Annotated in this window: 10 protein-coding genes; 9 read left to right on the top strand and 1 reads right to left on the bottom strand. The window is 66.7% G+C overall.

The window, feature by feature from the left end; genetic code table 11:
- Positions 1–193 precede the first annotated feature (193 nt).
- Complete coding sequence (locus ACFX4F_RS16540) at positions 194–2,257, bottom strand: 3-hydroxyacyl-CoA dehydrogenase NAD-binding domain-containing protein (protein ID WP_380657200.1); 2,064 nt, start codon at positions 2,255–2,257, stop codon at positions 194–196.
- Positions 2,258–2,492: 235 nt separating this feature from the next.
- On the opposite strand from ACFX4F_RS16540, the gene rpoE reads away from it, so the two are divergent.
- From rpoE to recO, 9 genes are all read left to right on the top strand, one after another.
- Complete coding sequence (gene rpoE / locus ACFX4F_RS16545; protein WP_380657202.1) at positions 2,493–3,113, top strand: RNA polymerase sigma factor RpoE; 621 nt, start codon at positions 2,493–2,495, stop codon at positions 3,111–3,113.
- The gene (locus tag ACFX4F_RS16550; RefSeq protein WP_380657204.1) at positions 3,110–3,985 is read left to right on the top strand and encodes an RseA family anti-sigma factor; all 876 of its coding nucleotides are present in this window, start codon (positions 3,110–3,112) and stop codon (positions 3,983–3,985) included. The genes rpoE and ACFX4F_RS16550 overlap by 4 nt, the downstream gene beginning before the upstream one ends.
- 76 nt (positions 3,986–4,061) lie before the next feature.
- Positions 4,062–5,600 (top strand): DegQ family serine endoprotease, encoded by a 1,539-nt coding sequence (locus ACFX4F_RS16555; protein WP_380657206.1) that lies wholly within the window; start codon positions 4,062–4,064, stop codon positions 5,598–5,600.
- A 185-nt stretch (positions 5,601–5,785) separates the two neighbouring features.
- Entirely contained in the window at positions 5,786–7,579 is a 1,794-nt protein-coding gene (gene lepA, locus ACFX4F_RS16560; protein WP_162291979.1) for a translation elongation factor 4, read from the top strand.
- A gap of 54 nt (positions 7,580–7,633) precedes the next feature.
- Positions 7,634–8,428 carry a signal peptidase I gene (gene lepB / locus ACFX4F_RS16565; protein ID WP_059064781.1) on the top strand — a complete coding sequence of 265 codons (795 nt, stop codon included), beginning with the start codon at positions 7,634–7,636 and terminating at the stop codon, positions 8,426–8,428.
- A 34-nt stretch (positions 8,429–8,462) separates the two neighbouring features.
- Positions 8,463–8,846: a DUF4845 domain-containing protein gene (locus ACFX4F_RS16570; protein ID WP_025877113.1), complete on the top strand. Its 384-nt coding sequence runs from the start codon at positions 8,463–8,465 to the stop codon at positions 8,844–8,846.
- Positions 8,836–9,516, top strand: a complete 681-nt coding sequence (rnc, locus tag ACFX4F_RS16575) for a ribonuclease III (protein ID WP_099818936.1) — start codon at positions 8,836–8,838, stop codon at positions 9,514–9,516. Before ACFX4F_RS16570 ends, rnc begins: the two co-directional genes overlap by 11 nt.
- Positions 9,513–10,409 (top strand): GTPase Era, encoded by an 897-nt coding sequence (gene era / locus ACFX4F_RS16580; protein ID WP_380657210.1) that lies wholly within the window; start codon positions 9,513–9,515, stop codon positions 10,407–10,409. The genes rnc and era overlap by 4 nt, the downstream gene beginning before the upstream one ends.
- An 18-nt stretch (positions 10,410–10,427) precedes the next feature.
- The gene (recO, locus tag ACFX4F_RS16585; protein WP_099818937.1) at positions 10,428–11,147 is read left to right on the top strand and encodes a DNA repair protein RecO; all 720 of its coding nucleotides are present in this window, start codon (positions 10,428–10,430) and stop codon (positions 11,145–11,147) included.
- Positions 11,148–11,264 lie beyond the last annotated feature (117 nt).

Here is an 11,264-nt window from a genome sequence, read left to right on the forward strand (position 1 = left end):
GGGGCGATGTGGGTTGGCAGGACCGTTGGCGCCATGGATGGCGCCATCGAGCCCCCAGGGATGGGTTTACGGCGTGTCCTGCCAACCCACACCGCCCCACCCAACAAACAGAAAAGCCAGAGCCGCTTTGGCTCTGGCTTCTGCTGTAGCTGTTGTTGTTGCCTATGCGGGTGCCGGGCCGCAGGCCCGGCCGTTAAACCACCGGTTCGCGCAGGACCGGGTTGTCCCAGCCCGGGCGTGGGGCGAAGCGGTCGCCGTGACGCTGCTGCAACGCCTTCAGGCGTTCCACCAGTGCATCGGCACCGACCGCGCGGATGTGCTGGATCGGACCGCCGCGGAACGGTGCGAAACCGGTACCGAAGATCACGCCCGCATCCAGCAGGTCCGCATCGGCCACCACGCCCTCGTGCAGGCACGCCACTGCCTCGTTCAACAGCGGCAGGATCAGGCGATCTTCCAGATCGGCAGGCGCCTGGTAGTCGCGCGCCACGTCCGGCTTCTTGGCCCGGCCGTTCTCCCAGGTGTAGATGCCCTGGCCATCCTTCTTGCCGCGCTTGTCCGGTTCCACCGTCTGCAGCGCCGCCGGAATCTGCAGGCCCAGGAACGGTGCCAGTTCCTTGCCCACGCCAGCGGCCACGTCCAGGCCCACGGTGTCGATCAGTTCGATCGGGCCCATCGGCATGCCGAACTTCACCGCCGCCTTGTCGATCACCGGACCCGGAATACCTTCGGCATACGCGGTGGCCGCTTCCAGCATGTACGGGAACAGCACGCGGTTGACCAGGAAGCCGGGGGTGCCGGCCACCGGCACCGGGAACTTGCCCAGCGCCTTGCAGAAGGCCGCCAGGCGACGCTCGGTCTCAGCGGCCATGCCGTCGTGATGGATGATCTCCACCAGCGGCATCTGTGCCACCGGATTGAAGTAATGCAGGCCGGCGAACTGCGCGGGACGCTGGATGTGATCGCGCAGCTCCACCAGCGGAATCGACGAGGTGTTGGTGGTCAGCAGCGCGTCGAGCTTCATCTTCGGCTCCAGCGTCTGGTACAGCGCACGCTTGGCTTCCGGGTTCTCGATGATCGCTTCGATCACCAGATCGGCCTGGGCCACGCCGTTGCCTTCCAGATCCGCACGCAGGCGTGCGGCCACCGCCGGGCGCTTGCTCTCGTCACGCACCTTCTTGGCGAACAGCGCCTGCGCGCGTTCCATGGCCGGGTCGATGAAACGCTGCTCGCGGTCCTGCAGGGTCACGTCGAAGCCCTTGTAGGCGGCCCACGCTGCGATGTCACCGCCCATCACGCCGGCACCGACCACGTGCACGTGGCGGATGCCGGAATCTCCACCACCGAGGCCCTTCAGGCGTTCGGTGAGGAAGAAGATGCGGATCAGGTTGCGCGCGGTCGGCGTGCTGGCCAGCTTCACCACCGCGCGTCGTTCGGCATCCAGGCGTGCCTGCACCGGCTTGCCGCCGCTGCGCTGCCAGGTGCTGATCAACGCATACGGCGCCGGGTACTGGTCCTTCTTCGCCTTGCGCGCAACCTGCTTGACCATCTGCGGTGCCAGCAGCTGGCGTGCAAGCCAGGTATTGGTCGCCCACGCCGTCGCGCGCTGCTTGAACGGGCGGGTGGTGCCGGACAACGCCAGCGCCACGGCGGTATCGAGCACGACGGCCGGTGCCACCACCTTGTCGACCAGGCCGATGCCGCGTGCGGCCGAGGCCGACAGCGTGCGTCCGGTCAGCATCATGTCCATCGCCGCGGGCGCGCCGACCAGCTGCGGCAGGCGCGCGCTGCCGCCCCAGCCCGGGAAGATGCCCAGCTGGGTTTCCGGCAGGCCGATGCGGGTGGAACTGTCATTGGACGCGACGCGATAGCGGCAGGCCAGGGCCAGCTCGGTGCCACCGCCCAGGCAATGGCCATGGATGGCGGCCACGGTCGGGCAGGGCAGTTCTGCCAGCTTCTGGTAGGTCGACTGGCCACGACGGATGGCATCGTTGACCGTGCCGCGGCGATCGAATTCCTGGAATTCCTTCAGGTCGGCACCGGCAATGAAGCCTGCCTTCTTGATCGACTGGATCACCACGCCCTTGGGCGGGTCCATGGCGATGCGCTCAAGCAGATCGCCCAGCTCCAGCAGGACATCCTGCGACATCGCGTTGACACTGCTGTCCTGACGATCAAGGGAGAGGACCACCACGCCATCGTCGCGGATCTCGGGGTGCCAGTGGCTGAAGCGGAGACCATCGAAGCTTGAGAGCATGGACGTTCCATCCGGTTGTGTATGGAGAAGGGGGCTATGATCCAGAGGTTGTTTCCCCCGCGTCAAATCCCAATAGCAGGGGTGTGGCGCCCCGGATCGCAGGCCTTGGACCGGAACGTTAACGGAACGGTGGTTAAAAGCTGGTGCGGCGCCAGGTGATCGGCGACTGAACTTTTCCCGGGATTGGCAGTCTCATTGCCCGACGTCGGTTGGGCTGACAGGAGTGCGGCCCCTCATGGCCGATGTTGATACACCACAGGAGCTGGATCTGGAACTGGTCCGGCGCGTGCAGCACGGCGAGAGTGCCGCCTTCGATGTCCTGGTGCGCAAGTACCAGCATCGGGTCGTGGCCCTGGTCGGTCGCTACATCGCCGACTGGAGTGAATGTCAGGACGTGGCCCAGGACACTTTCATCCGTGCCTACCGTGCGATTGGAAGCTTCCGTGGCGACGCCCAGTTCTCAACCTGGTTGCATCGGATCGCCGTGAATACCGCCAAAAATCATCTGGCTTCGCACAATCGCCGCCCGCCGACCGATGACATCGACATCGGTGACGCCGAGCAGTTCGACAGTGGCACACGCCTGCGCGACACCGACACGCCCGAGCGCGAGTTGATGCGCCAGGAGCTGGAACAGACGGTGATGAAGGCCGTCAGCGCGCTGCCGGAAGAACTCCGGTCAGCGATCACCCTGCGCGAGGTGGAAGGCCTGAGCTACGAGGAAATCGCGCAGAAGATGGGGTGCCCGATCGGCACCGTGCGTTCCCGGATCTTCCGGGCGCGCGAGGCGATCGACACCGAACTCCGGCCGCTGTTGGACATCGGCAGCGCCACCCGCGAGAAGAGCCGTATATGACCCGCATTCCGAACAACGAATCGCACAACCACCAGTCTCCCGCCGGGCAACGCCTGGACGAACGCCATCGCCAGCAGTTGTCGGCACTGGTCGACGGCGAGCTGGGGGCAGACGAGGCGCGCTTCCTGGTGCGCCGCATGGAACACGATCCGGAACTGGCCGGCTGCCAGGAACGCTGGCAGCTGCTGGGTGACGTCATGCGTGGCCAGGCGTCACTGCTGGCACCGGCCGGTTTCAGTGCCGCCGTGGCTGCCGCCATCGCCGCCGAGCCTGCGCCGCTGGCCGAACCGAAGCGTCAGGCCCGGCGTAGTGGTTGGCGTGCCTGGGGTGGCGGCGCACTGGCGGCTTCGGTTGCTGCCGTGGCGCTGTTCGTCGGCCGCGAAAAGCTGCAGGAGGCGCCGCCCGTCGATGTCTCCGCACCGCAGGTGATCGCCAGCCAGGCGCAGTTGCCGCCGGCATCCGGGCAGCCTGCGGCTGTCACCGAGGCGTCGGTGGACACCGCCGCGATGGCCGTGGCCAGCGTGCCGGCGGTGGCCATGGCCGCCGCCAGCCGTCGCCAGGACGTGCGCCGCGCCAGCGCCACCCGCAGCCAGCAGGCCGCGCGCGTGGCCCAGCGCGATGACGCACCGCTGCGCGCGGTCGCCAGCCAGGCGCCGCTGACCCCGACCGTGCCGGCCGGCAGCGCGCGCAACCTGCCATTTGGCGAGGTCGGCAGCCTGCAGGCGCGGCCGTGGCCGCGCTCCAGCCTGGCGCCCGCCGCCGGTGGCGCCCTCAATGCCAGCTTCCCGGCGCATGCCGGTGGCGCCGCGTTCTATCCGTTCGAGCCGCGCCTGCAGGATGATCTGCCGGCGCCGCAGCGCCCGCGCGACTGAGCCGGGTAACGTCACACGCCCCGCCGCCAGCGGGGCGCTTCTTTCCCTTTCCATCCGACCCGGAGGTTGCCGTCCGATGACTCCCCGACTCCGCACACAGGCCATTGGCCTGTTCGCCCTGACCCTGCCGCTGGTGGCCTGCGCCCAACCGGCGCCGCCGACCGCCCCACCGCAGGCCGCCGCCGCTGCTGCGGCGCCGCGCGCACCGGCGCAACCGCTGGTCAGCGGCCTGCCTGACTTCACCAATCTGGTGGAACAGGTCGGCCCCGGCGTAGTCAACGTCGACACCACCATTGTCCGCAGCAACCGACAGGCACGCGGCGGCATGGGCCCGGGCGATGACGAGATGCCCGAGTTCTTCCGCCGCTTCTTCGGCCCGGATTTCCCGATGCCCGGGCAGGGGCCCGGCGGCCAGGACGGCGGGCCCAGCATCAAGGGCCGCGGGATGGGCTCGGGCTTCATCATTTCGCCTGACGGCTACGTGCTGACCAATTACCACGTGGTCGCCGACGCCAGCGAAGTGAAGGTCAAGCTCGGCGATCGTCGCGAGTTCACCGCCAAGGTGGTCGGCAGCGACCAGCAGTACGACGTGGCCCTGCTCAAGATCGACGGCAAGAACCTGCCGACCGTGCGTGTGGGGGATTCCAACAGCCTGAAGCCCGGTCAGTGGGTTGTCGCGATCGGCTCGCCGTTCGGCCTCGACCACTCGGTTACCGCTGGCGTGGTCAGTGCCCTCGGCCGCAACACCGGTGGGCCGGACCAGCGCTATGTACCGTTCATCCAGACCGACGTGGCGATCAACCAGGGCAATTCCGGCGGCCCGCTGCTGAATACCCGGGGTGAAGTGGTCGGCATCAACTCGCAGATTTTCTCGGCATCGGGCGGCTACATGGGCATCAGCTTCGCGATCCCGATCGATCTGGCGATGAGCGCGGTCGAGCAGATCAAGAAGACCGGCAAGGTCACCCGTGGCCAGCTCGGCGCGGTGGTCCAGGAAATCGACGGCCTGAAGGCACAGGCGATGGGGCTGCCCGACAGCCGCGGCGCGCTGGTCAACCAGATCGTGCCGGACAGCGCTGCGGCCAAGGCCGGGGTCAAGATAGGTGACGTGATCCGCACGGTGAACGGCGCGCCGGTCAACAGCTGGTCCGATCTGCCGCCACTGATCGGTGCGATGGCGCCGGGCAGCCGGGTCACCCTGGGCGTGATCCGCGACGGCAAGCCGCGTGACCTGAGCGCGACCCTGACGGCCCTGGCCGAGGATGCGCAGGGCAACGCCCGCAGCCCGTCCGCGGGCAATGACACGGCAGCCCCGCAGACCGGCGCCAATGCCCTGCTGGGGTTGGAGGTTGCCGACCTGACTGCGCCGCAGCGCAAGCAGCTGGGCCTGGAGACGGGCGAAGGCGTCCGCATCACCGCAGTGAAGGGCGAGGGTGCCCGGGATGCCGGCCTGTCCGGCGGCATGGTGATCCTGCAGGTGGCCAGCACCCCGGTCGGCAGCGTGGAAACCCTGAACCGTGCGCTTTCCGGGTACAAGAAGGGGGACGTGGTCATGCTGCTGGTCCGTACCGGCAGCGGCAACAGCGCCTTCGTGGCGGTCAAGGCCGGCCCGTAAGAACAGATGGCCGCCTTCACGGCGGCCCATGTGGTGTCCCCGAAGCCCCGCCCCGGCGGGGCTTCGGCCATTCCGGGGCTTGCCCGGACAGGCCGACCACGCGGTCACCCTCCGGGCATGCGATAATCGACCGTTACCCTGACGACGCCGCGCGCCGCCGCCACCTCTCTATGTCCTCTGATTCGATGCGGAACATCCGCAACTTCTCCATCATCGCCCACGTCGACCACGGCAAGTCCACGCTGGCCGACCGCATCATCCAGCTCTGTGGCGGCCTCCAGGCCCGCGAGATGGAAGCGCAGGTGCTCGACTCCAACCCGATCGAGCGCGAGCGTGGCATCACCATCAAGGCGCAGTCGGTGTCGCTGCCGTACGTGGCGAAGGACGGCCAGACCTACCATCTGAACTTCATCGACACCCCCGGCCACGTCGACTTCTCCTATGAAGTCAGCCGCTCGCTGGCCGCCTGCGAAGGCGCGCTGCTGGTGGTCGATGCGGCGCAGGGTGTGGAGGCGCAGTCGGTGGCCAACTGCTACACCGCGGTGGAGCAGGGGCTGGAAGTGGTGCCGGTGATCAACAAGATCGACCTGCCCACCGCCGATATCGAGCGCGCCAAGGCCGAGATCGAGGCCGTGATCGGCATCGATGCCAGCGACGCGGTCCCGGTCAGTGCCAAGACCGGCCTGAACGTGGTCGACGTGCTGGAAGCGATCGTGCATCGCATTCCGCCGCCGGTGCCGCGTGATACCGACAAGCTGCAGGCGCTGATCATCGACTCGTGGTTCGACAACTACCTGGGCGTGGTCTCGCTGGTGCGCGTGATGCAGGGCGAGATCAAGGCCGGCGACAAGCTGCAGGTGATGTCCACCGGCCGCAACCACCAGGTCGACAACGTCGGCGTGTTCACCCCCAAGCGCAAGGTGCTGCCGGCACTGCGCGCGGGCGAAGTGGGCTGGGTCACCGCCAGCATCAAGGACGTGCATGGCGCGCCCGTCGGTGACACCCTCACCCTCGCTGCCGACCCGGCACCGAAGCCGCTGCCGGGCTTCCAGGAAATGCAGCCGCGCGTGTTCGCCGGCCTGTTCCCGGTCGATGCCGAGGATTACCCGGACCTGCGCGAAGCGCTGGACAAGCTGCGCCTGAACGATGCCGCGCTGCGCTTCGAGCCGGAAAGCTCCGAAGCGATGGGCTTCGGTTTCCGCTGCGGCTTCCTCGGCATGCTGCACATGGAAATCGTGCAGGAACGCCTGGAACGCGAATACAACCTGGACCTGATCAGCACCGCGCCGACGGTGGTGTATGAAGTCCTGAAGACCGACGGCACGATCATCAACATGGACAACCCGGCCAAGCTGCCGCCGGTGAACCATGTGCAGGAGATCCGCGAGCCGATCATCCGCGCCAACGTGCTCACCCCCGAGGAGTACATCGGCAACATCATCAAGCTGTGCGAAGAAAAGCGCGGCAGCCAGCTCGGCATCAACTACCTGGGCAGCCAGGTGCAGATCAGCTACGAGCTGCCGATGGCCGAAGTGGTGCTGGATTTCTTCGACAAGCTGAAGTCGGTCAGCCGTGGCTATGCTTCGCTGGACTACCACTTCGTGCGCTTCGATGCCGGTCCGTTCGTGCGCGTTGACGTGCTGATCAACGGTGACAAGGTCGATGCGCTGTCGCTGATCGTGCACCGCAGCCATGCCGATCGTCGTGGCCGCGAGCTGTGCGAGAAGATGAAGGACCTGATCCCGCGCCAGCAGTTCGACGTCGCCATCCAGGCCGCCGTCGGCTCGCAGATCATCTCGCGAACCACGGTCAAGGCCATGCGCAAGAACGTTCTGGCCAAGTGCTATGGTGGCGACGTCTCGCGCAAGAAGAAGCTTCTGGAAAAGCAGAAGGAAGGCAAGAAGCGCATGAAGCAGGTCGGCCGCGTGGAAATTCCGCAGGAAGCCTTCCTGGCCGTGCTGCAGATGGACAACAAATAAGCCCCGAAACCGGCCTTCGGGCCGATCGTCCGGTGACGTTGCAAAGGACCCTGAATGAAACTGTTTGAGATCCTCCTGGTCGTGCTGACCCTGGCCTCCGGCCTGATCCTGCTGGCCGACAAGCTGTACCTGGCCAAGCGGCGCGCCCAGCGCGCCGGCCTGCTCGACACCGAGCCGGTGCTGGTGGACTACTCGCGTGCGTTCTTCCCGGTGCTGGCGATCGTGCTGATCGTGCGCAGCTTCATCGCCGAGCCGTACAAGATCCCGTCCAGCTCGATGATGCCGAACCTGCTGATCGGCGATTTCATCCTGGTCAACAAGTTCTCCTATGGCCTGCGCCTGCCGATCACCAATACCCGCTTCGTGCCGGTCGGCGATCCGGCCCGCGGCGACGTGGTGGTGTTCCACTTCCCCGGCCATGGTGACAACGACCCGGCCAAGGGCGAGAACTTCATCAAGCGCGTGATCGGCGTGCCGGGCGACACCATCGTGTTCGAAGGCGACGGCGTGATCCTCAACGGCGAACCGTTGAAGTACGACAACAAGGGCATCTACGCCGGCCATAAGGGCCAGGGCGAGGGCGCCAACCTGTTGGTCGAGCACCTGCCGGGCCGTACCCATACCGTGCTGGAGACCGACTATCCGCGTGGCCAGGGCCAGTGGACCGTGCCGGCCGGCAAGTACCTCGTGATGGGCGACAATCGCGACAACAGCGACGACGGCCGTTTCTGGGGCCTGCTTCCGGAAGAGAACCTGCGCGGCAAGGCGTTCCTGATCTGGCTGAACTGCCAGGGCTGGTTCTGCAAGGATGGCTTCGAACCGTCGCGGATCGGCTCGAGCATCAACTGACTTCACATCCACTCGCGTATCTGGGGAGAACGCAATGAAGACGATGAACACGCAGCGCGGCATGACCCTGACCTCGTTCCTGACGGTCCTGATCGTGGTTGGTTTCTTCCTCTACATCGGCATGAAGCTGTTCCCGATGTACCAGGAGTACTACGCGGTGCGCTCGGCGATGAAGAGCCTGGCCAAGGAACCCGGCATCGGCAGCATGGCGCCGGCCAACATCCAGGAGCTGTTCTTCAAGCGGCTGTACATCAACTACTCGGACAACGTGAAGCCGGCCAACGTCAAGTTCGACCGTCGCGACAATGGCTGGACCCTCAAGGTCAACTACGAAGTGCGCCGCCAACTGGTCGGCAACCTGGATGTGGTTGGCAAATTCGATTCTTCCCAGGACCTGACCCGTAGCGGTGCCGAATAAATCTTTCCAACGTGAAGACCTGATCGGTCACGCCTTCCGCGATCCAGGCCTGCTCAAGCAGGCGCTGACCCATCGCAGTGCCGGCGCGCCGCATAACGAGCGGCTGGAGTTCCTTGGCGACAGCATCGTCAACATGATGGTCGCCGAGGCGTTGTACCTGCGCTGGCCCAAGGCGGACGAAGGCGCGATGACCCGCGCCCGCGCCGAGCTGGTGCGCGAGGGTGCACTGGCGGTGATCGCGCGCACCCTGCAGCTGGGTGACCGGCTGACCATGGGGCCCGGCGAGATGAAGTCCGGCGGCCATCGGCGCGACTCGACCCTGGCCGATGCATTCGAGGCCGTGGTCGCGGCGATCTACCTGGATGCCGGCTTTGAAGCCTGCCGGGCGATGGTCCTGCCCTGGTTTGCCGCCTCGATGGAGGCGCTGCCGGCCACCGGGCGACCGGAGAAGGACCCCAAGACGCGCCTGCAGGAATGGCTGCAGGGCCGACAGAAGGCGTTGCCCCAGTACGAACTGGTGTCAGAATCCGGTGACGACCACGCCAAACACTTCCGGGTACGCTGCAACGTAGCCGACCCCGCCGCCAGTACCGAGGGCGAAGGCTCCTCGCGGCGGATTGCCGAACAACAAGCGGCTGCGGCCGTCCTTGAACAACTGGATTCCAAGTGAGCGAACAAACTCCCCATCATTGCGGCAGCGTGGCCGTCATCGGCCGCCCGAACGTGGGCAAATCGACCCTGACCAATGCCCTGGTCGGGGCCAAGGTCAGCATCGTGTCCAACCGGCCGCAGACCACCCGTCACCGCCTGCTGGGCATCGCCACCTACCCGGAAGGGCAGCTGGTGCTGGTCGACACGCCCGGCCTGCACAAGGTGCAGAAGCGTGCGATGAACCGGGTCATGAACCGCGCCGCGCGCGGTTCGCTGGAAGGCGTCGACGCCGGCCTGCTGGTGATCGAAGCCGGACGCTGGGACGAAGAGGACAGCCTGGCCTTCAACGTGCTGCGCGACGCCGGTATCCCGGTGGTGCTGGTGGTCAACAAGATCGACCGCATGAAGGACAAGGGCGCACTGCTGCCGTTCCTGCAGGAAGTGACCGCCGGCCGTGACTTCTCGTCGGTGCATCCGATTTCTGCGCAGAAGCGCAAAGGCCTGGAAGCCCTGGTCCGCGACGTGCTGGCACTGTTGCCGGAAGCCCCGCCGATGTTCGGCGAAGACGAAATCACCGACCGCAGCCAGCGTTTCCTGGCCGGCGAACTGGTGCGTGAACAGCTGATGCGCCAGTTGGGCGAAGAGCTGCCGTACGCCACTACGGTGGAGATCGAGCGCTTCACCGAGGACGGCAACCTGCTGCGCATCGGTGCGGTGATCTGGGTCGAGCGCGAAGGCCAGAAGGCGATCGTGATCGGCAAGGGCGGCACCCGCCTGAAGGAGATCGGGGCCAAGTCCCGCCTGCAGATGGAGCGTCTGTTCGGGGCCAAGGTGTTCCTGGAAACCTGGGTGCGCGTGCGTGAGGGCTGGTCCGATGACGAGGCCGCGCTGAAGGCCTTCGGCTACGAATAAGCCGCGACGGTCGCTTCGATGCTGATCGAGGACGACACCGGCTTCGTGCTGCATGCGCGGGCCTATCGCGAGACCAGCCTGCTGGTCGAGGTATTGAGCGCCGAGCACGGCCGTATCGGCCTGCTTGCGCGCGGCGTTTCCACTGCCAAGGGCCAGGTGCTGCGAGCGGCCCTGCAGCCCCTGCAGTGGATCCGCTTCAGCGCGCTGCAGCGTGGCGAACTGGCCCAGCTGCGCGGTGCTGAAGCGCTGGATGTGGCGCCGCGCCTGCTTGGCCAGGCCATGCTGGCCGGGTTCTATCTGAGTGAACTGACCCTGCGGCTGGCGCCACGCCAGGATCCGTTGCCGGAGTTGTACCTGGCCTACGGCGAAGCGCGTGCGCGCTTGGCTGTGGGTGCCGGATTGGCCTGGACCCTGCGTCGTTTCGAGCGCGAGCTGCTGGCAGCGCTGGGCGTGGGCTTCGATCTGGAGACCGCCAGCGATGGCCAGCCGATCGACCCGGCGGCGCGCTATGAACTGGACCCGCAGGAAGGGCCGCAGCGCCTGCTCAGTGAGCGTGGCGGCGAGCGTCGGGCGGCGGCTACCGGCTCGGCGCTGTTGGCGCTGGCAGCCGACGACGAACCCGACGCAGCCGATCTGGCCAGCCTGCGCCTGCCGATGCGGCGGGTGCTGGCTCATCATCTTGGCGCGCGCGGCTTGAAGTCGTGGGAGATGCTGGAGCAGCTGGCGCCCAGACGCTGAGGGGTGTTCGGCACGGCTTGCAGCCCTGCACCTGCCGAATCAACGTCAACGTCAACGGCAAGAGCTGGCTATCCGTGGGTAGGCGGGGTGGGGGGGGGGGGGGGGGGGGGGGGGGAA

Origin of the sequence: Stenotrophomonas sp. YIM B13575 (assembly GCF_042787595.1) — a bacterium.
Taxonomy (GTDB): Bacteria; Pseudomonadota; Gammaproteobacteria; order Xanthomonadales; family Xanthomonadaceae; genus Stenotrophomonas; species Stenotrophomonas lactitubi_B.

Bases quoted from the DNA above. Each gene is read 5' to 3' on its own strand.
- ACFX4F_RS16555 (WP_380657206.1), top strand. From the start codon at position 4,062: ATGACTCCCCGACTCCGCACACAGGCCATTGGCCTGTTCGCCCTGACC.
- ACFX4F_RS16570 (WP_025877113.1), top strand. From the start codon at position 8,463: ATGAAGACGATGAACACGCAGCGCGGCATGACCCTGACCTCGTTCCTG.
- rpoE (WP_380657202.1), top strand. From the start codon at position 2,493: ATGGCCGATGTTGATACACCACAGGAGCTGGATCTGGAACTGGTCCGG.
- ACFX4F_RS16540 (WP_380657200.1), bottom strand. From the start codon at position 2,257: ATGCTCTCAAGCTTCGATGGTCTCCGCTTCAGCCACTGGCACCCCGAG.
- lepB (WP_059064781.1), top strand. From the start codon at position 7,634: ATGAAACTGTTTGAGATCCTCCTGGTCGTGCTGACCCTGGCCTCCGGC.
- lepA (WP_162291979.1), top strand. From the start codon at position 5,786: ATGCGGAACATCCGCAACTTCTCCATCATCGCCCACGTCGACCACGGC.
- ACFX4F_RS16550 (WP_380657204.1), top strand. From the start codon at position 3,110: ATGACCCGCATTCCGAACAACGAATCGCACAACCACCAGTCTCCCGCC.
- recO (WP_099818937.1), top strand. From the start codon at position 10,428: ATGCTGATCGAGGACGACACCGGCTTCGTGCTGCATGCGCGGGCCTAT.